Source organism: Solibacillus sp. FSL W8-0474, assembly GCF_038004065.1.
GTDB classification, from domain to species: Bacteria; Bacillota; Bacilli; order Bacillales_A; family Planococcaceae; genus Solibacillus; species Solibacillus faecavium.
Genome location: NZ_JBBOQJ010000001.1, coordinates 1,122,706 through 1,145,045 on the forward strand (window position 1 = coordinate 1,122,706; position 22,340 = coordinate 1,145,045).

A 22,340-nucleotide genomic window follows, 5' to 3' on the forward strand; every position below is an offset into this window, starting at 1 on the left:
GAGTGAACAGGTTTATGAATTATATAGAGATCCACCGATTATATAAAGAGGGATTCTCAAAAAGTGCAATTGCAAAAAAGTTAAATATATCAAGAAATACAGTCATAGATTATTTGAATATGACGACTGAGGAATTTGAAGAGTTCATAAGTTCCTTACGGACTAGGGAGAAAAAATTGGACCCGTTTCATGATCAAATACTTGAATGGTTACGTGAACATCCTGATTTATCAGGAGCACAGGTTTATGATTGGTTGGAGGAGAAATTCAACTTTAAAGAGGTCGCTGAAAATACCGTTCGGAATTATTTAAATGAATTAAGAGATCGTTATCATATCCCGAAAGTTTTAACTCAACGTACATATGCCACTGTTCCAGAACTACCAATGGGAAAACAAGTACAGGTAGACTTTGGTCAAACAGTGGTAAAGAATAAAGATGGTCATAATAAGCGTTTGTACTTCATTGCTTTTATACTTTCTCATTCAAGGTATAAATATGCGGAGTGGTTAGATCGTCCGTTTCGTACAGCTGATGTCATTCGAATGCATGAGAGTGCTTTCCATTATTTAGGGGGAATTTCTGAAGAAATTGTTTATGATCAGGATGCGTTATTAGCAGTAAGTGAAAATGCAGGTGATTTGATTATGACCGCGGAATTTACCAAATACCATCAAACACGTCAATTTAATATATATCTTTGTAGAAAAAGCGACCCGGAGTCGAAAGGAAAAATCGAACAAGTCGTTAAGTTTATCAAAAATAACTTCAGTAAAAATCGTGTATTTGATAACATCACAGATTGGAATCAATCTTGTCACGCCTGGCTCAAACGAACAGGAAACTATAAGGTACATCATAATACGAAAAAGAGACCTTCTGAAGTGCACGCCCTCGAAAAGCAACACTTAAAGAAAGTCTCTGGTACCTATATTTTCGAGAATATTCTCGCTTCTAGTATAACAAGAAGTATACAAAAGGACAATGTCATTCGTTTTGGCGGAAATCGATATAGTGTACCAAAAGGTACATTCAGAGCAGATGCGCCTAATATTGCATATGTTCAAGAAGATGATGGTTGGTTAATTATTCGATTAAAGCAAACTGGTGTATTTTGCAAGAGAAAAGTGCAGAGAATTGCAACGAAAAATACAGAGTGTTGCCACCCGATAATTCCCCTATTTTCTCGACAATGCATTTGTTAAACGGAAGCTCTGGCCCGTGTAGGAAATAATGTGGGCGTGATGAATCAAACGATCCACCAGAGCTGCCGTTAAACGTGAATCCGAGAAAATGCGGTTCCACTGACTAAATTCTAAATTTGAAGTGATAATTAAGCTCTTTTGTTCATAGAACTCTGAAATAATTTGAAACAGTAATTCTGCTCCTTCTTTGCCGAAGGGCAAATAACCCATTTCATCTAAAATCATTAAATCAATTTTCTCTAATTTACTTCTAAACTGCTTCAATTTCCCCGTATGTAGGGCTTGCTCTAGCTCCTCAACTAAATGCGATACACGATAAAAACGTACTTCAAATCCATGCTCACAAGCCTTTCGGCCAAGGGCAGAAGCTAAATGTGTTTTACCTGTTCCAGGTGCGCCAACTAAAATGACATTCTCTTTTCTTCGAATAAAATCTAGCTGTTCTAACTCATCTTTCGTTAAATGGCTAGGCAAACAAATATCTTTATGCCACTGGTAGCTTTCTAGCGTTTTTGTATCAATGAAACGAGCTTGTTTCAAGTTACGTGCTATTTTTGCTTGTTCTCTGCCAAGCTGCTCTTTTAATAAAACTTGATACAGATATTCTTCCGGCTCAGTAAAAGGCACTTCTTTAATTGCTTCTGATACATATGCTAATCTCAATTGCTTACAGAGTGTTAAAATATCTTCATTCATGATTTAACACCTCCGTCCCTTTTGGGGATAAGGCATCATATTCTGTCCAATTAACACCGTAAGGATGTTCAGTTTCTTCAGCCTCACGGCCAATATAATTATAAAAATTTTGATCAATATCATTCATATCATGTGTAAGTAAAAGTGTCAGTAATTCATTAATCCGTTGTTTTCTTAACGCAAGTGAAGGAACTGTTAAATACTCTTTAATGCGCGTTGGCAGATAGATTGAGTAACGGGAATGCCCTACAACACGTGGTTTTTTCAACCAATCTTTTAAGATTTCCTTCCATGGAATAAAACGACGTTTCCTCATATAAGGTCGGGCATCAGATAATAAAATTTCTCCGTCATTTGTGATGACTTTATACGAATCCCAGTAGGTCACACAAGAAAGCTGGACGTAGTTCCTTGCTCTTGGCACATGAATCAAATGCCCATCAAGTTTGAATTCATTATATTTATTAAACTTGATTAAAAACTGCTTAAATACCGGATACGGTTTTTCAGGTAATTTGATTAATTGCTTTTGCTCACGCTGCCACAGCTCATCAATCATTACTTCTTTTTTATAATGAACTCGTTGACGATCCTTGAATAATTGTTGTTCTAATTGATTCGTTAAATCTTCAAGATCCTTTATTACCGGAGATAGGCTAAAGAAGTTATAACGAACATAACCTACTTTACCTTCCACATGACCTTTTTCGTTTCCTTTTCGTGGGTTACATACTTGCACTTTAAACCCGTAATATTGTTGGAAATGTCGAAAGGCTTCTGTTAGTTGTGCCTCTGAATCGCCTTTTCTTACCTTTTTCACCGCAGGTGTTAAGTTATCAATTCGAATGCTCAATGGAACACCACCAGCCTGTTTAAATAACACTTGAAGTCCGCCTAAAAAGCACTCTAAATTTTCACCGGGCATCGGTACCGCAAATGCTGTATTACTTGCTGGAAATGACATGACCAATGCGTGAACATCAAGTATTTTGCCATCTTGAACAGCTTCCATAATCCCGAAATCTACTTGAGCTTCTCCTTCTGGATGTTCTAAACGTTCATGACCTTTGTCTATTTCGTCTTCTTGTGCTGCTTTCCATTCTTGAATGAAATTACAAAGTGTTCTATAGGAACCTTTGAAGCCCTTCTTTACTAAATCTTCAAACATTTTCTTATTTGTACGGCGTAACTTTTTCTTAAGTTTTAAATCCTCTTCTAACCAATCAATTACGATTTCTCCCCATTCTTCGTCGTACATCATGCCCGTTTTCAAATGAGTTTTCTCTTGAGGCAATTGATCTCCATCGCCATATTTTTTGGCAGTGCGCCAATTCACTTGCATTGTATTGGCAATTTCGGTAATAGATAGTCCTTTTTCATTTCGTAATGTTTTGATACAATTAACTTCAGACATTGCTAGCATCCTTTCTTACCTCCACTTTTTGGATTCGACACCTAAAAGAGTAGAGGGACTTGGGGTGGCTGGCAAGTCTTTTTTTATGCACAAAAATAGTGCAGGACTCTGTACAAATTCTTTGCACTAGTCTGCACTTTTATTTTGCAATAAACAACTGGCTCAATATTAGCAAAACATAAAATTTCTAGTGAACGAGGTCGTGTTATTTCTGACCCTTTCCATTGAGAATACGGAACATCTAAACGAGAATTATTAATCAAACAAATCGAAGATGTATTTTTAGATAAAGAAAATATTCAGTGGTTAATACATCAATTAAAAGAGCGATACCCTCGACATTTAACTGATCAATTAAAAGTACTTGAACAAGCAATAAAGGTTTACCCTAATCATTGTGATCAGGCATTAGAAGAGATGAAAAAACTCAAAATGACAAGTGCGAATGATTTTCGGGATATTGCCAACTCTCTATCTATACAGAGCCAAAAAGGCTCTCCTTCGGCTATTGAACTGAATCAGAAATATAAGGATTTGATTGCGCCAGAACGATCTGAAGATATTTATTTAAAAGTCTTAGCTGGAGGTAGAGATTAATATGACCCATCCTTTCGAATTATTACAAGACAAATGTCGCACCCTACGTCTGGCTGAGACAGCAAAAGAGTTACCGAATCTAATGCGAGCAGCGGAATCAAAGAATTGGACTTATCATGAATTGATTCACGAAATCTTGAGTTACGAATTAAACTGTAGAGAGAAAAAGAATAATGAGAGATTAATGAAGTGGGCTGAGTTTCCAGAGAAGTTAACTTTTGAAGAATATAACTTGAAGGAACAATCAGCAATTGGAGAAAAGCAACTTAATGTTCTAAAAGAATTGAATTGGATTGAAGAATATTTCACATTAATTATGATGGGCCCAACTGGAGCTGGTAAAACGCATTTGTCTATCGCTTTAGGAATACACGCCGTGGAGAGAGGATACCAAGTATCCTTTATCTCCATGAGCCAACTCATGTATGTTTTAAAAACAAAAGAATATACCAACAAGTCGAAAACTCGTTACAAGCGGATCATTACATCTGATTTGATTATCATTGATGACGTGATGTACATGACATACGAAGCTCAGGAAGCTAACTTATTCTTTCAATTTATCTATGATTTATATGATAAAGCTGCATTTATTTTGACATCAAACAAAGGTCCAGGAGAATGGGGGAAGTTTTTAGGAGACCCAACATTAACAACCGCTATTTTGGATCGCTTACTTCATCGAAGTGAGATTATCACATTTGACAAAGAGGCAGATAGTATTCGAATGAAATATAGAAAGGCTTTATTCCAACATCAAACTGTTGAAACTTAATTGGTGAAAACTGTTGAAACTTATTTGTGAAAAACTGTTTAATTCTACTTGACGGTTACAGCATATTGTCGTATGTAAAAACATGTGGCACAAAGCCTAAAGCTTCGATACATTTTACGTGTGCATCCTGTACACAAACCATTGTTTCTGATTCGTAGAGTCGCGCAAAGCGATCGTTACTATAGGCTAGAGTAAATACTGCCATTGAAAAACTTCTTAGTTTTCCAGCGATAAATAACTTTACTTCTCCCCAATCAAACTCAATTTCACGACCAACTTTAGGCTCTTGGCGGATGAATACTTCCTTTTGCTTCTTTTCTTCACGATTCACGAAATTGCGAACTGTTGTATAGCCGATTTTAAAACCTTCATCTAAAAGCTTGTCATGTATATCAATAATCTTTAATTGCTGCTTATGCATATTTACTTCACGCTTATTTTCATTCTGTTTCATCATCTCGCGAATACGCTTCATCACCGTATTTGTTAAAGCTCTCTTTTTTCCCTTACGCTTTTTATATGCCGGAGGCGTAACGTAATTATCTGTGATCGGTAAATTTCTCGTATCTTGTTGTCTTGCCACTAAGTCTTGTTCGATATATTTCTTAACAGTATTTCGTGACATATTAAGCTTCTCTGCAATTTGACGCTGACTTGTATTGTGCTGATAGTACTCAATCAATACCAATTGCTTTTTCTCCAAACTGATCACCTCTATATCCTCCTAACTTTTAACAGTTAGGATTATTTTGATATAAAGTGGCTCAAATTTCAATTGCGTTTGTGGCTCAGTTTTAGCTTAACAAATACAGATTTTGGAGTTGAGAGTAAAAATTTTGAAGATATACTTAAATTATCTTTAAATGCGCATTGAATTCAATCAAGATAAGTCCGCATAATTTTTGACCCCATACAAACCTTAAAGCGCTATCCCGATTATATTAGTTGGGGATAATTGGGGTTTCTGCTACTCCATTTTCATTTATTTCAAAAACTCATCATAATACGTTCTGAATTTTCTCTGATTATGTAAAATTCGCTGACCTTTATTAAGGTCAAACTCGTACTGATTGGGATAATTGCTACTGATTATCTCATCATTAATTGTGTAACGAATTTCAATACTACCTACTGGAATATCTTTATAAACGATTCCTGGAAGAGTACAAGTTATATTATAGTATGTGGGTAGTGCGTCAATACGGTGTAAAAATGACGAAAAGTGCACAAAAAACACCCTCACTTTTCTCTTTCTAGTGAGGGTGCAGTTGGGATAATCCCAGCTGCATGTTATACATTTCGGGAGATAATTTTTATTAACGCAATGCCTTCAATATAAATTTCTCTGCAGTAAATAAAGCTTGTTCTTTAGAAGAGAAGATACCGGTTGCACCACTAATTATTCGATCTTTAATCTCAATAGTATAATCTGCTGAATATTGTTGATTCATAAACTTCTTTAAATTAATGGAGATCATTAAATCTTCGTAATTAAAAACTTCAACACTATATACTTCGGCTTCAAATGTACCTAATTCATAAATAATCGATTTTTCTAACCCGATCAAGTAAATTTCTTCCTTCATTTGTATTATATTTAATTATACAAAGAAATTTTAAGCAATCCTATCATTCGTTTTTGATAATTTATGCGTCAAAAATAACTTTTCAGGCTATTTGTAGGGGAATATTATATAATTTATAGCAATACTTACTACCGGTCTCGTTTATATTTTCAGGAGAAAGTACACCTATACATAGTTTAACAAGGAACGTAGGGAAAGACAACACGATTCGCTATGCATCAAACCGTTACTCAGTAGCTGTCGGTACATATAATGCAATTGCCAAATAACAAAGTTAGAATAGTAATTAAGGACAAGAATTTGGTTGTCTCTCATACTATTAATGGGACAACTATAGCAGAACACCCTATTAGTAATGAAAAAGGGGAATTGTTTCAAAATCGAAATCATTTACGCAATCGTTCCAAACAAATTGAAGAATTAAAAGTCCAAGTTCTCTCGCACTTTCGAATGAATGAACAAGCAACTTCTTATAAACACTAAATGATTATCGAGAAACGAAGCTTCAACTGGCGGAGATGATGGTAACGGACTATATACTGAAATATGTGGAGCCTCAATTTGCATCGATTCATCCTAAAATTATAATCGAACGGTGTTTATCGAACCATCAAATGGGAATAATTCAAACCATTATAAGAATCATTGTTTCCATGGGGGACCAAAAATTATTGGATCCAATTTTGAACGTTTTACAACAAAAGAACAACCGTGTTGATTTAAAGGTTATCTTTTTCACCGGATTCATGTTTAAATGACCAATTTCAAGATGATACTAGTCTTAAGCTCGGGCTATGGATTTTTGGATGAATTGCTCGTTATGAATGATGGTTATACTGCGCATATCAAAAATTGTTAGTACGTTCTTTTAATGACTTAAGTCATCGAACAACCAGTTCTAGCAGGAGACAGACTCATACATCCGCACTTAGTGGTATAATATTCCGCAATACTAGCTCAAACGCTCAATTATACTCATTTACCCCAATAATCATTCAAATCTATTTCATTCAATAACTCCTATTTTTCCCTAACTTTTTAATTTTAGAATATTTCATTATATAAGTGAGTCACTTTTAATTTCCCTAATATTAGATTATCTCTTATTTCTTAATAAATGAGAACTCGCCTACATATATTAAACCTATAAGTTTAAAAAATTAAATCTAATAATTAAGGATGGAGGAATTTTTTTGCAGCTCCAATTACTTAAAAAGCATATCTTAAACTATGATTTAACAAACATTGATTGGCATCACTATACAAAAAAAGTAGAAGTTCTTCACGATTACTTACATCGAACGAATCATAATACAACCGGCTGGATGCACTCGCCACTTGAGAATCAATCGGCATTGTATGAACATATTCATGAGGTTGCGACAGAAATAAAACTAAAAGCCGACATTCTTATCGTAGTAGGGATAGGTGGATCCTATTTAGGTGCGCGTGCAGTACAAAATGCATTAACTCCCCATTTTATTGAACGGAAATCCGGCATTGAAGTGGTATATGTCGGTCAAAATATAAGTGGTGCGTATGTCCAAGGTTTAATCGATTATATAAAAGATAAGCGTGTCTTTGTAAATGTGATTTCGAAATCAGGTGGCACGATGGAGCCTGCATTAGCCTTCCGCGTATTTCGTCAATATATGGAGGATAAATATGGTGTAGAAGCAAAGAACCGTATTATCGTAACTACTGATGCAGAGACGGGGATCTTGCGTGAAATTGCTAATAACTCAGGATACCGTCAATTTGAAATCCCTTCAAATGTCGGTGGGCGATATTCGGTATTAACTCCTGTAGGATTATTACCGCTTGCTGTTGCTGGCATTGATATTAACGCCTTAATGAGTGGCGCAAAATCAGCTGCAACTGAATTTTCAGCCTCTCATTTAGAAGATAATGAAGCGTATCGTTATGCAGTGTTACGTCATGCATTACATACACAAGGCTATAAAGTAGAATTGCTCGCTTCATTTGAACCTGCATTGAAACGATTCCATGAATGGTGGATGCAACTATTTGGCGAAAGTGAAGGAAAACAGGCTAAAGGTCTTTTCCCGACATCGGCCAATTTTTCGACTGATTTACATTCAATCGGTCAATTTATTCAGGAAGGTAGTCCAATATTATTTGAGACATTGCTACACTTTAAGGAAATTAATGTTGATTATAAAGTACCGTTTGATGAACGTGATGAAGATGGTTTAAATTACTTAGCCGGTCGTACATTTAATGAAATTAACGCGGTTTCCAAGCAAGGTACTGCACTTGCTCATTCGGAAGGCGGCGTGCCTGTCATTCAGTTGGAACTGGATAAATTAGATGAATACCATTTAGGTTATTTAATTTATTTCTTTATGAAAGCATGTGCGATGAGTGCGCTCTTACTGGAAGTTAATCCATTTGACCAGCCAGGTGTCGAAGCGTATAAGAAAAAAATAATGGAATTGCTAAAGCAGGAGAAGGTGAAGAAGTGATTACAGTTAAAACTCAGCTTGAACAATGGGCATCAGCTAAATTGCCGGAATACTTAAAAAAAGAATTAGATGAAATTCGTACAGACGAACGATTAGTAGAAGATCATTTCTATCAGAATGTAAAATTCGGTACAGGCGGCATGCGCGGCATATTAGGTGTTGGTACAAATCGTATGAATATTTATACAGTACGCCGTGCAGCGGCAGGTCTTGCGCAGTATGTATGTGAAGGTGGCGAGGAAGCAAAGACAAGAGGTGTTGTCATTGCGTATGATACACGTCACTTTTCAAAAGAGTTCGCTGTTGAAACTGCTAAAGTTTTAGGGGCTTACGGTGTCCACAGTTATGTGTTTAGTGAATCGCGACCTACTCCTGAGCTTTCATTTGCCGTACGCTATTTATACGCTTATGCGGGTGTAGTTATTACGGCGAGCCATAATCCGAAACAGTATAACGGATTTAAAGTATATGGTGCAGATGGAGCACAGCTTGTACCTGCAGGAGCAGATACGATCGTTTCTTATATGGATAAAATTGACGATATTTTTGAAATTAAAACAGCAGAATTTGAACAATATAGTCAATATATTTTAGAGAAGATTGATCAGGCTTATCAATCGAGTCTGCTTCAGTTAAAAGAACAGCCTTTGAAAAGCAATATGAAGCTCGTTTACACACCACTTCACGGTGCTGGGTTAGTGCCTGTATGTGAAGGGTTAAAAGCATTTGGATTCGAGGAAGTATATGTCGTTGAAGAGCAAGCCATTCAAGATGGTGCTTTTCCAACTGTTCCATATCCTAACCCAGAAGAAGCCGCAGCTTTTGAGATGGCGATGGAGCTTGGTCATAAAGTAGGGGCAGACTTACTGCTCGCGACCGATCCGGATGCAGACCGTTTAGGCGTTGCAGTTAGAAACGGTGAAACTTATGACCTGTTAACGGGTAATCAGTTAGGGGCATTACTGTTAAACTATCTTCTACAAACAAAGCAAAGTAACGGTACACTCCCTGAAAATGGTGTCATGATTAAAACAATTGTCACATCGGAATTAGGTGCGAAGATTGCTGCCCATTATGGTGTGGAGGCAGTTAATACATTAACAGGTTTCAAATACATTGCTGAAAAAATTGCTGAATATGAACAGTCTGGTTCTTATAAGTATTTGTTCGGCTATGAGGAAAGCTACGGCTATTTAATCGAAACATTTGTACGCGATAAGGACGCGGTGCAAGTGGCACTAAAAGTTGCGGAAATGGCAAGCTTCTATGAGACACAGGGTAAGACATTGCTCGATGCCTTAGAAGATGTATATAAGCAGTTTGGCTATTACAAAGAAGCACTCATTTCAAAAGTTTTTGAAGGTAAATCGGGTCAAGAGGAAATGGCCGAATTGTTAGATACAGTTCGCCAAAATCCCCCAGCTGAAATAGCGGGTAAAAAAGTTGTTCTATACGAAGATTATTTAACAGCAACAGCAACTGCTATTACAGGTGACCAGCTACCAATTGATTTACCGAATGAAAATGTACTGAAATTCATACTGGAAGACGAATCATGGATCGCCATCCGTCCATCAGGAACTGAACCCAAATGTAAGTATTATTTTGGCGTAACAGGAGAAAGTGCTAGTGAGTCAGCAGAACGTTTAGAACGATTGAAGCTGCACTTTGTATAGAATGATGCACCAGATGGATTGACATTTAAGTTGAAAAACGGGTACTTGTGATATGCTCCCCATTAGGTAGACAGATTAAAAATAAAATCTGTTTATTAAATAGGGAGCATTTTTATCTTCTTCTCCAAAAAATCCCCTTTTAATCATACATATTCTCATTCATCAAAATCGAGCACGACTGGCTCAAAATCAATCTCATTTTCCTGCTGTCTTGTAAGCGCATCGTTTAAATAACTTTCAAAATAGCCTGATTGGAACAACGTAATTGGTCTTAAATATTTATTCATTTGCAAATCGTTCTTCCAGTTCCTCACTTGCTCATCAATGACTAAGTAGCAATCCTCTACGATATAGCCTTCCTTTAAAATGGCTTTGATCAGTCGGATATTTGTTTTTGAATGTTCATTAAACTGCTTTTTGGCTTTTTCATTTAAGTAGCGGATATTGTTTGTAATCTCGTCACTTTGGTCAGTATTCGTTTTCTTTTCCTTTTCTTCTAGGTTTGGCTCTTCAAAGAACAACTCCTCCTGGGCATAATTTTTTTTCTGAAGCAGCTCGTCAATTTTTCCATAATCAATTCGGTACCATTTCGAACGGTCAGTATTGAACCGGTTAAATTTGTTTGATGAAATAATAATTTCGTAGTGTTCCAATTTCGTTATAAGCCTTTTAACTTTCGTAATGCTCCAATAGAAGCATTGATTTGCCCACCCTTGATAAGTTTGGCGGTACCAAATGTGTCCGTCTTTCTCCATACCTTGCGTTTGTAATTGATAATGCAGCTGCTGAAGGAATAACGCCTCCTCCACACCGATTCGCGCTGCCAAACTTTGTGATACAAACAACTGTCTATCGTTCACTAATAATTTCATGTTCTAACCTCCAACTTCTGAATTCTGTCTTGCCATATATATGGCTCCCTAAATCAAAAAAAGGGACAGACAAAGTGAAAATAATTTTTTTTGGAGATCCGATTAAGAAATGCCACTAAGAAAAAAACACGCAGTTGCGTTTTAACGCAACAATATATCTTTTTAAAAATAATTAAAAAAATAATTAAATCTTTTTGAGCGGACTTTTTTGGGTACATGTAGAAGGGACACAAATGGTTCGTTGTTGAGAGGATGAAAACAGGTCGATGGAAGAGGTTTTTTTGCGCTGAAGAAATGAGGTTGCAATGAGGCTGAAATTTATTAAAGAAAATTATTCTTAAATAATTAATTCTTGCCCAAAGAGAAGGTTAGTTTACATAATACTTATATGTAGTATGCTCTATTTCCGTGATTTTTTTAACCAAAAAACGACTTATTTAAAATATGTTGATGACAACATTCTACATTATTTTTGGATTCCCAATTTAAAATAACGTGCTGACGAATGCTGTCTATTTTTATCAAAACTCTCAGTAGAAATGATATTTCGAGTGAAATCGACAACTAAAAAATATAGAGTGACCCCCGTCTCCTAACAAGGGGGTGCTATTTGGCATTTCAATAATTAATAGAGAGAAATCTTACAATATTAGGTATATATTAAATCACTCGTGACTATAATATTAAAAAAGAAAGTTATGGTATTTTCTGTAATCATTAAAATTCATTTTTATAATCTATTAACAGCAATAATTTAAGCGATCATAACTCCACTATATCTGTATTATTATTCACACTCACTTTCATTCCACTAATCTTTGAAGACTATTAGTAATGTGAAAGAGGAGGCTAGTTAATGCAAACAACTTTAAAAGCGAAGCGTTTTACATTTGCGCAGATTGTGAAAATATCCCCGGTCTTTGCAAGTAAAATGCTGTTCTGGAAAACGTTTAAACATAGTTTGAATTTGAGCAATCCGCAAACGTTCAGCGAGAAGCTAATGTGGCTTAAATTGTTTGAGGATGTAGAGTTCAAAGTGAGATTTACGGATAAAGTGAAGATGCGGGAATATATGATTGCGCTCGGATATAGTCATTTATTAGTACCGATTATCGGTATTTTTGAAGAAATAGAGGATATTATTTTTGAGCAGTTACCAAGGAAATTCGTTATGAAATGCACGCATGGCTCTGGGTTTACAATTGTTTGCGAGAATAAAAGAGAATTGGATTACGAAAAAACGAGATTACAATTAGCAGAAATGATGGCGACGAACTACGGACTTATCAATGCAGAACCTCATTATTTAAAGATTAAACCGAAAATTATTATTGAGCAATATATAGAGCCTTCAAGAAGCGACATTTCCATTGCATACAAAATTCATTGCTTCCATGGGGAGCCGAAAATTATTGAACTTGCATTAGAGCGCAACACATCAAAGCAGCAAACGGTGATGCTGACACCTGATTGGAATGATACAGGATATATTGAGAAGAAGTTCCCTTATGACATTTCGGAAACGAAGCCGAAACAGCTGGAAGAGCTATTGGCAATTGCTAAAAAGCTAAGTAAGCCATTTACGTATGTCCGTGTCGATTTGAATATTGTGGATGAGAAAATTTATTTTAATAAACTGAGCTTTACACCGGATGCCTGCTTGAATATTCAAATTCATGAGCAGGCGAACCGAGAGCTTGGGCAATTGCTCGAACTAAATATCGGGAAACGAAAGCAACCCATTTCAATCGCTCGATCAAAATCTTAAAAAGATGTTCTAAGTTATTTATCACCTAATTTGCAAGGAGGATTTTACATGATTCCAATTGTATCAATAATTGTCGCTGCCCATAGTATGGAAGGCTCTATTAAACAGTGTCTTCATAGCTTGCAAAACCAATCTTTACAAGCGATTGAAGTGCTTATTGTTAACCACGCTTTTACCGATGAAACAGTCCGTCTTTGTGAAGAGTTCGTAAAAGAGGATGACCGTTTTCGTCTCATTGCATCTGATCAGCCAGGTTTAAGTGAAGCACGCAATGATGGCATAAAAGAGGCTAAGGGGAAATATATTGCCTTTGTTGACGGAAATGATTTCGTTGAATATAAAATGTATGAAAAGCTTGTCGAGCGGGCAGAGCAAAAATATGCAGATTTCGTTTTATGCGGCTATACGAAATATTGGCCGGAAACGAACCGCAAAAAGCATTATAAAATCAATGAAGCGTTATTGTCTAAAACAAATCCGGTAGATTATTTTTTGGCAAAGCATAATGAAGCATATACGGTGGCGTGGAATAAGCTGTTTTTACGAAAAATCATTCACGATGAGAAACTGTATTTTGAAAATCGCACCTTCTTTGAGGATGTAGGGTTTGTTGCCCGTTATTTATCGTTTGCGAAAAAAATTGCGATTGTCAATGAGCCGCAGTACAACTTTGTACAAAGCGAAGGTAGGCCTGCTAAAATCTACAACCCGTCCATTGCCCAATCGCATGAGCAAACATACGCTCAACTAAAGCAGTTTTTTGATAAGAGGCAATACCGGAATGTAATAGAAGCGTTAAATTTACGGCTGTATATTCACCGCTATCATTATGTTTTATTGACCACTTCGAACACTAGGCAATTAAAATCTCTTGAACGGCAAATTATAAGAGAGAGCAAAAATTTCTCCCAGCTGCCATGGAAACACCGGATGATGAAGCCGTTAGTAAAATTGAGAGTATACCCGACATTTTTCCGGTTAGTACGGAAAGTTAAGGCTTGATGTGCATTCTATTGGGTTGATAAAAGTAATTATCAGAGAAAATGGAGGGGTAGGCGGCTCCAGTTTAAGGCGTTGCTTCTGCGTAGGTCGCATAAAGAGGAAGGAATGCTAAAAGCGTCACGTCCTGTGACAACGCATTCATGACCAGCATCGTGCTGGCCTCAATCCTCGGCGCAAAGAATCAGAGACAACACATTTGACTCTAGTTCTTGCCCCCTGGAAAGCGTCCGACCCGCAATGAAAATAACCCCACTATAAGGGGGACCTATTTAATATATATAAATAACTAGATGCATCATGAGGACATCATTACCATATAAAGAGATTTATTTACACATAGAAAGGGGTAATGCACGATGATTTTAGTCGTTGGGGGAGCAGGCTATATTGGGAGTCACGTTGTAAATCGCTTAGTCGAGACAGAACGGGTGGTTGTGTATGATAATTTATCGACAGGGAGCCGCGAAGCAGTAAATGAACAGGCGATCTTTATTGAAGGGGACATAGCAGATGAAAAACGCTTAACACAGGTTTTTTCTCTTTTCCCAATTAAGACTGTTGTGCATTTGGCAGCAACAGGCCTGGAAGTTGAATCCAGTGAAAATCCGCAATTTTATTATGAAAACAATGTGACGGCAACGTTAGTGTTGCTGAAAATAATGCGAGCACATCATGTTAAAAATATTGTTTACTCGTCTACAGCTTTAACAGAGCCTTTGGATGAGAAAAGCTATATCGAGACGACGAATCCATATGCAAGGTCTAAATATTTTAGCGAACAAATTTTGCAGGATTATACGATGGCCTATAAGATGAACTGTATTGTACTGCGCTATTTAAATGTTTCGGATACACAAATAGAGGATTTAGTAAATGCCTATTCTTTTGCATTAGAAACGGTTATAAAAAATGAGCAGTCATTTAAAATTTATAATTTAGGGAATGGGCAAGATTACTCGGTAAAGGAAACGAAAGAAAAAGAGACGATTACTAATTCAGGTAGCCGTATAGAAGATACACCCGTATTCATTGCGAGTTTGCAAAAAATACAGCAAGAATTAGGCTTATATGCTGAGAAAAACTTGCAGAGTATCATTTCAGACACATGGAATGGTCATCAAAACAAAAATTTCAACTTCTGATTCTGTTACAATTCAAATTGTAGCAGTTTTTTTGCGTACATTCCAAAAACAATGGTAAAATAAATGCTTAAGATGAGAAAGTGTGGTTGTTTAAAATGAAAGTATTATTTATTGGAGATATCGTAGGTTCAATCGGTCGAGACGCTGTTGAACAGTATTTACCCCGATTAAAGAAAAAATATAATTTGGATGTAGTGATTGCGAACGGAGAAAATGCTGCAGCAGGGCGCGGCATTACACGTGCAATTTATAATGATTTGCTGCAAATGGGTGTCGATGTCATTACGATGGGTAACCATACGTGGGATAACAAAGACATTTTTGATTTTATCGATGATGCGGATTATTTAGTCCGTCCGGCAAACTTTTCGAAAGATGCACCAGGTCGCGGTATGACGCAAGTATCGAAGAATGGTGTGACGATTTCAGTTATTAACTTACACGGTCGTGTATTTTTACCGCCGCATGAAGATCCATTTGCAATGGCAGTAGAAATGGTCGAAGAAGCGAAAAAAACGTCGCCAATCGTATTTGTCGATTTCCATGCAGAAGCGACAAGTGAAAAGATTGCGTTAAGCTGGCATTTGGATGGCAAAGCGTCTGTTGTTGTTGGAACGCATACGCATGTACAAACAGCTGACAATCGTATATATCCGGGTGGTACAGCATATATTACAGATGTTGGCATGACTGGACCGTACGACGAAGTGCTCGGTATGGGGAAAGACAATGTCATTTATAAATTTTTGACAAATATGCCAGCACGTTATGAAGTACCGAAAAAAGGCCGTGCTGTATTGAGTGCATTCTTTGTTGAAATTGATGATAAAACAGGGAAAGCAATTAGACAGGAACGTGTTTTGATTAATGAAGACAATCCTTTTCGAGCATAGATAAAAGTAAATAATATCAACATATAACACCTACCATTGAAAAACTTGGCTATTGCCTATTTTTATTCAATGTGTAGGTGTTTTTTTATAGGATATTAAATGGCATAAAGTCAGTGAATATTTAACAATTGCGGTGGAAATTATAGTTCATATGCTCTCTATTATAGTTGAAAAGAGTCTGAGGAGAATTAGGATGAAAAAAGCATGGAAATGGATAATTAGCACCGCGGTTGTTTTGGTCAGTATGAGTCTCATTGTCATTATGAATGTATATGGAGATATAAAAAGTACTGCAAATGAAATCTATACACCGATGGAGGAAAAATCATCTGAAATTAGGATGCAGCCAGTCAATATTACAACAGAATTGGAGCCGTTTTCAGTGCTCGTTTTAGGGGTAGATGAACGAGAAGGCGATGTAGGGCGCTCGGATACAATGATTGTTTTGACCGTCAATCCGACACTTCAAACGACAAAAATGCTGAGTATACCACGGGACACTTATACCGAGATGGTGGGGAAAGACTTTAAAGACAAGATCAATCATGCTTATTCCTTTGGCGGCATGGAAATGTCGATGAAATCGGTGGAAAATTTATTGGGCATTCCGATTGATTATGTAGTGAAAGTGAATATGGTAAGTTTTGTCGATATTATAGATATCCTAGGTGGGGTAAAGGTTAAAAACACTTTGAATTTCAATTTTCAGGGAGAGCATTTTCCGATTGGGGAATTAGTACTCAATGGTGAGCAGTCTTTGAAATACGTACGCATGCGCTATGACGATCCTACTGGAGATTTTGGTAGACAAAATCGGCAGAAACAAGTGATTCAAGGCGTTTTAGACGAAAGCTTATTAATAAAAAAGGTGTGGAATTATAAATCGATTTTCAAAACTTTGGAGAAAAATGTAGAAATGAATGTCCCATTTGAAGATCTCCTAAGTATTCAAAAAAATTACGGTGATAGTTTAAAAAAGATAGAGCAGCTTTATATGAACAAAGGCACAAATACGAAGTTGGACGGTATTTATTACTATATTCTTGATGAAAGTGAATTGAAGGCTATTCAGGAAAACTTGAAGGAACATATGGAGGTTTAAATACCTATATACGTCGTAAAGCTAAAGTTAACTGCTGTAATGTAAGTTACTTTTGATGTATTATTTTGGTGATATAATTACATTGGTAGTATGATTTGGGGTGGATAGATATTAAAATTGTAAAAGTACTTTCCTGGGGAATCGTTATTTTTTGGATGCTATTTATTTTTTACTTGTCTCAGCAGCCAGCACATGTTTCGAATGGTTTGAGTAAGGGTGTTACAGAACAAATTAACAAAATCGTTGAAGTCGTTACCCCGTGGGAAGATGCCAAACAGGCTAATCACGTGGTGAGGAAAAATGCGCATTTTATTATCTTTTTTTTCCTTGGAATCTTCGTGTTTACAGCACTTAAGATGAGTGGGATGAAAGGATTTCTCAGTATATTACTTGCTTTCTTTTTATGTATGGCTTACGCAGTTGCGGATGAATATCATCAGTTATTCGTTGATGGAAGAGGCGGGCAATTAAAGGATGTCCTAATTGACTGTGCAGGGGCGGCTAGTGGAATTATGATTGCCTCTATTATTAGTTTTATTGGTAAAATTAAGAAAGAGATTCATCAAGAAAAGTGTGTTGATTAATGAACATAATCAGTAACGTAGCTAAATAGAAAGAAGACTTTAAACACCTATCATTGAACAAGAGTGGCACCTACCTTTTGTATCAATGATAGGTGTTTTTTTATTGGAGTCGAAGGAAGCTGAATCTAGCAAATTTTAAAAAGAGAAAACTTCCTATGAATTATTTTTTGGTTTAAAGAATAACTAATAACAAGGTTGGAAATTTAGTTAAAAAGGCAAGGTTATATTGCTCGTAAGGAAGTTGATGAGCAAGAATTATTTGAATGTGTTATCAACTGATATATTTGCTGGAAAATATTTAAATTAAATGTCGGAATTTACTTTAGCTAAAGGGAGCAATTTACATGAAAAAAGTCTGGAAGTGGTTAGGTAGTATTGCATTAGTTTTATGTAGTGTAAGCCTCATTATGTTTATGAAAGTATATGGAGACATCAAAAGCACAGCAGAAGAAATTTATACACCAATTGGAGAACGCCTTTCTGAGGTTCGTGCGCAGCCAGTCGATATTAAAACAAAAAAAGAACCTATTTCAGCCCTAATTTTAGGGGTAGATGAACGAGATGGTGATGGCGGTCGCTCTGATACAATGATTGTTTTAACGGTCAATCCAACTTTGGAAACGACCAAAATGCTTAGCATACCACGCGATACGTATACAGAGATGATTGGAAAAGGGTTTAAAGATAAGATCAATCATGCCTATTCGTTTGGCGGGATGGAAATGTCGATGAAATCAGTAGAAAACTTATTAAATATTCCGATTGACTATGTAGTGAAAGTGAATATGGAAAGCTTTGTCGATATTATCGACATCGTGGGAGGAATTACTGTTGAAAATACCCTTGCATTTAATTATGATGGAGAAAGTTTTCCCGCTGGACAGTTGAAAATGGACGGCGAGAAGTCTTTAAAATATGTGCGGATGCGTTATGATGATCCTTCAGGGGATTTCGGTAGACAAAATCGCCAAAAGCAAGTCATTCAGGGTGTTTTACAAGAGAGCATGTCGCTTAATACGGTGTGGAACTACAAATCGATTTTTGAAGCAGTAGAAAAAAATGTTGAGCTAAATATTGTTTTTGAAGATGTCCTTAAAATACGAAAAAATTACGGAGACAGCTTTAAACAAATTGAACAGTTGTATATGAATAATGGTACATCCATGATGAAAAATAATATATATTATTATTTACCTGATGAATGGGAACTACAGGAAATTCAGGGGAACCTTAGAGAGCATTTGGAGATCTAAGTAATCCATTATACAGGGTACAGTAATAGGATTGGGACTTAGATGCTAATATTTTTTCAGGTAAAGGATATAAGTACTTCCAATGCCTATTTCAATTAATGGGTATATAGACACAGTGGATAACGGGCGGAAAAAATTAATGATGAAGAAGGGACTAGAAACTTGTCGAAAACAAGGTTCTAGTCTCTTTTTTTAGGATAAATGAATAGTTTCTATTTCTTGAGAATATGCTAAAACGACTAAATAATTTATTAGAGAGAATATGTTTTAAATTTATATTTATCCAGTCTATGTATAGGTTTAATAGTTTCAGGGAGGAATGTCATGAATATTTTAGTGACTGGCGGTACAGGATACATTGGTTCACATACATGTATAGCACTAATAGATGCAGGTTATTCAGTAGTTGTCGCGGATAATCTTAGCAATAGTAAAAGAGAAACAATTGAGAATATCAAATATATTACAGGTCAAGATATTCCTTTTTACGAGATTGATGTAACTGATAAACAGGCCGTCGAATGTATTTTCAGAAAACATAAACTCAATGGCGTTATCCACTTTGCAGGGCTGAAAGCGGTCGGCGAATCTATTAAAAAACCTTCAACTTATTATGAAAATAATATAATCAGTACCCTTGTATTAGCCAAGGCCTGTTTAAAATTTGGTATCAATCAGTTTGTATTTAGTTCCTCGGCTACTGTGTATGGAGAAAATGAAGTACCCTTTGTTGAAACTATGGATTTATTACCCACTACGAACCCATACGGTGAAACGAAGTCAATATGTGAAAGAATTCTAAAGGATATCGCTCAGGCGAATCCATCATTTTCGGTTTCTTTACTTCGTTATTTTAATCCAGTCGGTGCTCATGAAAGCGGCTTAATTGGTGAGATACCAAATGGACCACCAAATAATTTAATGCCTTATATAACACAAGTAGCAATAGGGAAACAGGGGAAATTAAAAATATTCGGCAATGATTACCCGACAATTGATGGCACAGGCATCCGTGATTATGTTCATGTGATGGATTTGGCGGAAGGGCATGTTGCTGCATTAACTTCCAAAAGGGAAGGCGTACAGATTTATAATTTAGGTACAGGACAAGGTACAAGTGTTTTGCAATTAGTTCGAGCATTTGAAGAATCCACTGGGATTAAAATTAGTTACGAGATGGTAGATTGTAGACCAGGGGATATTGCGGCATGTTATGCAGATGTCCAAAAAGCCAGAAGGGAATTAGGATGGGTTGCTAAAAGAGATTTAAAAACGATGTGTAGAGATGCCTGGCGGTTCGAACGGAACTATGATCAAGTATTGAAGTAAACTTTCGATAGTTCGAGTATTAATAAATTCTAATACAGAATATATACGGCTGTAATACATCGTATATTTTAAATCACTAAATTATTATTCATTGTTCAAGAGGGAGGTTAAGTAGTGAATTACACTGCTAGGTACACCATTTTTTTTATTCTAGATTCAATAATAGTATTATCTTCAATTTTTCTTAGTTACTTTTTATTACATCCTACACTAAGTATAAAATTGGATACAGTCATCGTTTTAAGTTCTATCATTTTATTAGTTAGTTACCATATAATGGCCTACCTCTTTCAGCTTTATAATCGCCTCTGGAGTTTAGCTTCCATAAGAGAATTATTGACCATCAGTTACGCTGTTACCACATCTGTTATTACCGCATGTATCGTGCAGTTGTTAATAAAAAACGACATTTATTTTCGTGTAATGATTGTTACCTGGTTATTACTGATTCTATCAATTGGTGGATCTCGGTTTTTACTAAGAGTCGTACATGATTGGTCGTCTTTTAAAACAAGTAGAATAAAAAAACGAGTGCTGATAATTGGGGCTGGTACAGCTGGAACAATTCTTCTACGCAGTCTTAACCGTAATCACTCCGATTACCAAGTAGTGGCGTTTGTAGATGATGATCGAAATAAACAACACTTGAAGGTGATGGGTGTAAAAGTATGTGGTACAACAAAAAATATCCCACAAATTGTGCAGGCTAAAGGGATTGAAGAAATCATTTTGGCTATTCCATCCCTAAGTAAAAAAGATATACAAGAAATTTATTCGCGCTGTGGAGAAACACAAGCAACGGTCAAAATTATGCCGAAAATAGAAGATGTCATGACAGGTAAAGTTTCGGTTAGTGATATGCAGGAAATCAAAATCGAAGACCTTCTTGGCCGTGAAGAAGTGAGATTAGACATGATGACTCTCTCTGATAATCTAACAAATAAAATAATCCTCGTAACAGGTGCTGGCGGTTCGATTGGTTCAGAAATATGCCGTCAAGTAGCACGATTCCAACCACACAAAATCATCTTACTCGGACATGGAGAAAACTCCATCTATAAAATTCATTTAGAGCTTTTGGAAAAAAACAAATATAAAACAATTGATTTTGTTCCAATTATTGCAGATGTGCAAGATAGGGAGCGGATTTTTGAGGTGGTCCAACAATATCAACCAGATGTTATTTATCATGCAGCTGCCCATAAACATGTACCAATGATGGAAAGCAACCCACGTGAAGCAGTTAAAAATAACATATTTGGTACAAAAAATATAGCAGAGGCCGCCCATACTTTCGGTGTTTCAAATTTTGTGATGATTTCTACAGATAAAGCTGTCAACCCTCCAAATGTAATGGGAGCTACTAAGAGAATTGCGGAGATTATTATTCAAAATTTAGCGACATATAGTGACACAAACTTTGCTGCAGTACGCTTTGGTAATGTACTTGGATCAAGGGGGAGTGTCATTCCAAGATTTAAAGAGCAAATTGCTGCTGGAGGACCTGTCACTGTGACACACCCGGAAATGACACGGTATTTTATGACAATCCCTGAAGCATCCAGACTCGTACTGCAGGCAGGTGCACTTGCACATGGTGGAGAAATATTCGTACTTGATATGGGCGAACCAATGAAAATTGTTGATCTCGCAAAAAACCTGATTCGATTATCCGGATTTAAAGAAGACGAAATTGATATTGAATTTACGGGTATTCGCCCAGGAGAAAAAATGTTTGAGGAATTGCTGAATGCAGAAGAAATCCAGGAGGAACATATTTATCCAAAAATCCATGTAGGTAAAGCCATTAGGATAGAAGAGCAACTGTTAATGGCTGTATTAATTGAACTGGAAGAATGCGATTTGGTTGAATTAAAACAAAAACTTATTGATGTCGCAAATGGTAAGTGGCTTGATAATTCAGCAAATTTACCTAAGACGATAGTTTAAATTTTAAAAG

18 protein-coding genes and 1 pseudogene are annotated in these 22,340 nt (G+C 36.3%); 14 read left to right on the forward strand and 5 right to left on the reverse strand.

The window, feature by feature from the left end:
• The first annotated feature begins 14 nt into the window (after window positions 1–14).
• Window positions 15–1,205 carry an IS21 family transposase gene (gene istA, locus NYE67_RS05475; protein ID WP_340729411.1) on the forward strand — a complete coding sequence of 397 codons (1,191 nt, stop codon included), beginning with the start codon at window positions 15–17 and terminating at the stop codon, window positions 1,203–1,205.
• Here istA (NYE67_RS05475) and istB (NYE67_RS05480) read toward each other — a convergent pair.
• The gene (istB, locus tag NYE67_RS05480; protein WP_340729163.1) at window positions 1,179–1,901 is read right to left on the reverse strand and encodes an IS21-like element helper ATPase IstB; all 723 of its coding nucleotides are present in this window, start codon (window positions 1,899–1,901) and stop codon (window positions 1,179–1,181) included. The genes istA (NYE67_RS05475) and istB (NYE67_RS05480) overlap by 27 nt on opposite strands.
• Window positions 1,894–3,324 (reverse strand): IS21 family transposase, encoded by a 1,431-nt coding sequence (istA, locus tag NYE67_RS05485; protein WP_340729162.1) that lies wholly within the window; start codon window positions 3,322–3,324, stop codon window positions 1,894–1,896. Before istA (NYE67_RS05485) ends, istB (NYE67_RS05480) begins: the two co-directional genes overlap by 8 nt.
• Before the next feature lie 408 nt (window positions 3,325–3,732).
• Here istA (NYE67_RS05485) and NYE67_RS05490 point away from each other — a divergent pair, with 408 nt between their 5' ends.
• Both NYE67_RS05490 and istB (NYE67_RS05495) read left to right on the forward strand, forming a co-directional pair.
• A complete protein-coding gene (locus NYE67_RS05490; RefSeq protein WP_340729412.1) occupies window positions 3,733–3,912 on the forward strand; it encodes a hypothetical protein in 180 nt (59 codons plus the stop codon).
• 1 nt (window position 3,913) lies between these two features.
• Entirely contained in the window at window positions 3,914–4,687 is a 774-nt protein-coding gene (istB, locus tag NYE67_RS05495; protein ID WP_340729413.1) for an IS21-like element helper ATPase IstB, read from the forward strand.
• A gap of 61 nt (window positions 4,688–4,748) precedes the next feature.
• On the opposite strand, the pseudogene NYE67_RS20775 reads toward istB (NYE67_RS05495), so the two are convergent.
• Window positions 4,749–5,399 (reverse strand): annotated as a pseudogene (locus NYE67_RS20775) (IS21 family transposase); the annotation flags it as partial.
• A gap of 604 nt (window positions 5,400–6,003) precedes the next feature.
• On the reverse strand, window positions 6,004–6,273 hold the full coding sequence (locus tag NYE67_RS05505; protein WP_340729414.1) for a hypothetical protein: 270 nt from the start codon (window positions 6,271–6,273) through the stop codon (window positions 6,004–6,006).
• 1,193 nt (window positions 6,274–7,466) lie between these two features.
• Between NYE67_RS05505 and NYE67_RS05510 the strand changes: the two genes are divergently transcribed.
• Both NYE67_RS05510 and NYE67_RS05515 read left to right on the forward strand, forming a co-directional pair.
• Complete coding sequence (locus tag NYE67_RS05510) at window positions 7,467–8,759, forward strand: glucose-6-phosphate isomerase (RefSeq protein WP_340729415.1); 1,293 nt, start codon at window positions 7,467–7,469, stop codon at window positions 8,757–8,759.
• The gene (locus NYE67_RS05515) at window positions 8,759–10,435 is read left to right on the forward strand and encodes a phospho-sugar mutase (protein ID WP_340730884.1); all 1,677 of its coding nucleotides are present in this window, start codon (window positions 8,759–8,761) and stop codon (window positions 10,433–10,435) included. The genes NYE67_RS05510 and NYE67_RS05515 overlap by 1 nt, the downstream gene beginning before the upstream one ends.
• A gap of 155 nt (window positions 10,436–10,590) precedes the next feature.
• On the opposite strand, the gene NYE67_RS05520 is transcribed toward NYE67_RS05515, so the two are convergent.
• Window positions 10,591–11,307 (reverse strand): conserved phage C-terminal domain-containing protein, encoded by a 717-nt coding sequence (locus NYE67_RS05520; protein WP_340729416.1) that lies wholly within the window; start codon window positions 11,305–11,307, stop codon window positions 10,591–10,593.
• An 856-nt stretch (window positions 11,308–12,163) separates the two neighbouring features.
• Here NYE67_RS05520 and NYE67_RS05525 point away from each other — a divergent pair.
• From NYE67_RS05525 to NYE67_RS05565, 9 genes are all read left to right on the forward strand, one after another.
• The gene (locus NYE67_RS05525) at window positions 12,164–13,075 is read left to right on the forward strand and encodes an ATP-grasp fold amidoligase family protein (RefSeq protein WP_340729417.1); all 912 of its coding nucleotides are present in this window, start codon (window positions 12,164–12,166) and stop codon (window positions 13,073–13,075) included.
• Window positions 13,076–13,123: 48 nt separating this feature from the next.
• Window positions 13,124–14,077 (forward strand): glycosyltransferase family 2 protein, encoded by a 954-nt coding sequence (locus NYE67_RS05530; protein ID WP_340729418.1) that lies wholly within the window; start codon window positions 13,124–13,126, stop codon window positions 14,075–14,077.
• Window positions 14,078–14,433: 356 nt separating this feature from the next.
• Window positions 14,434–15,219, forward strand: a complete 786-nt coding sequence (locus NYE67_RS05535) for an NAD-dependent epimerase/dehydratase family protein (RefSeq protein WP_340729419.1) — start codon at window positions 14,434–14,436, stop codon at window positions 15,217–15,219.
• A gap of 95 nt (window positions 15,220–15,314) precedes the next feature.
• Entirely contained in the window at window positions 15,315–16,112 is a 798-nt protein-coding gene (locus tag NYE67_RS05540; protein WP_339215582.1) for a TIGR00282 family metallophosphoesterase, read from the forward strand.
• A gap of 193 nt (window positions 16,113–16,305) precedes the next feature.
• Window positions 16,306–17,214: an LCP family glycopolymer transferase gene (locus tag NYE67_RS05545; protein ID WP_340729420.1), complete on the forward strand. Its 909-nt coding sequence runs from the start codon at window positions 16,306–16,308 to the stop codon at window positions 17,212–17,214.
• Between the two features lie 95 nt (window positions 17,215–17,309).
• A complete protein-coding gene (locus NYE67_RS05550; protein ID WP_340729421.1) occupies window positions 17,310–17,798 on the forward strand; it encodes a VanZ family protein in 489 nt (162 codons plus the stop codon).
• A 344-nt stretch (window positions 17,799–18,142) separates the two neighbouring features.
• A complete protein-coding gene (locus NYE67_RS05555; protein WP_340729422.1) occupies window positions 18,143–19,051 on the forward strand; it encodes an LCP family glycopolymer transferase in 909 nt (302 codons plus the stop codon).
• A gap of 324 nt (window positions 19,052–19,375) precedes the next feature.
• Window positions 19,376–20,380: a UDP-glucose 4-epimerase GalE gene (gene galE, locus NYE67_RS05560; protein ID WP_340729423.1), complete on the forward strand. Its 1,005-nt coding sequence runs from the start codon at window positions 19,376–19,378 to the stop codon at window positions 20,378–20,380.
• Window positions 20,381–20,494: 114 nt separating this feature from the next.
• Window positions 20,495–22,330: a polysaccharide biosynthesis protein gene (locus NYE67_RS05565; protein ID WP_340729424.1), complete on the forward strand. Its 1,836-nt coding sequence runs from the start codon at window positions 20,495–20,497 to the stop codon at window positions 22,328–22,330.
• Window positions 22,331–22,340: the final 10 nt, after the last annotated feature.

What these genes read in the sequence shown, in the direction of transcription:
- NYE67_RS05545 (WP_340729420.1), top strand. Translation starts at nt 16,306, where the DNA reads ATGAAAAAAGCATGGAAATGGATAATTAGCACCGCGGTTGTTTTGGTC.
- NYE67_RS05520 (WP_340729416.1), bottom strand. Translation starts at nt 11,307, where the DNA reads ATGAAATTATTAGTGAACGATAGACAGTTGTTTGTATCACAAAGTTTG.
- NYE67_RS05505 (WP_340729414.1), bottom strand. Translation starts at nt 6,273, where the DNA reads ATGAAGGAAGAAATTTACTTGATCGGGTTAGAAAAATCGATTATTTAT.
- galE (WP_340729423.1), top strand. Translation starts at nt 19,376, where the DNA reads ATGAATATTTTAGTGACTGGCGGTACAGGATACATTGGTTCACATACA.
- NYE67_RS05555 (WP_340729422.1), top strand. Translation starts at nt 18,143, where the DNA reads ATGAAAAAAGTCTGGAAGTGGTTAGGTAGTATTGCATTAGTTTTATGT.
- NYE67_RS05540 (WP_339215582.1), top strand. Translation starts at nt 15,315, where the DNA reads ATGAAAGTATTATTTATTGGAGATATCGTAGGTTCAATCGGTCGAGAC.
- NYE67_RS05525 (WP_340729417.1), top strand. Translation starts at nt 12,164, where the DNA reads ATGCAAACAACTTTAAAAGCGAAGCGTTTTACATTTGCGCAGATTGTG.
- istA (WP_340729411.1), top strand. Translation starts at nt 15, where the DNA reads ATGAATTATATAGAGATCCACCGATTATATAAAGAGGGATTCTCAAAA.
- istB (WP_340729413.1), top strand. Translation starts at nt 3,914, where the DNA reads ATGACCCATCCTTTCGAATTATTACAAGACAAATGTCGCACCCTACGT.
- istB (WP_340729163.1), bottom strand. Translation starts at nt 1,901, where the DNA reads ATGAATGAAGATATTTTAACACTCTGTAAGCAATTGAGATTAGCATAT.
- NYE67_RS05490 (WP_340729412.1), top strand. Translation starts at nt 3,733, where the DNA reads ATGAAAAAACTCAAAATGACAAGTGCGAATGATTTTCGGGATATTGCC.
- istA (WP_340729162.1), bottom strand. Translation starts at nt 3,324, where the DNA reads ATGCTAGCAATGTCTGAAGTTAATTGTATCAAAACATTACGAAATGAA.
- NYE67_RS05535 (WP_340729419.1), top strand. Translation starts at nt 14,434, where the DNA reads ATGATTTTAGTCGTTGGGGGAGCAGGCTATATTGGGAGTCACGTTGTA.
- NYE67_RS05530 (WP_340729418.1), top strand. Translation starts at nt 13,124, where the DNA reads ATGATTCCAATTGTATCAATAATTGTCGCTGCCCATAGTATGGAAGGC.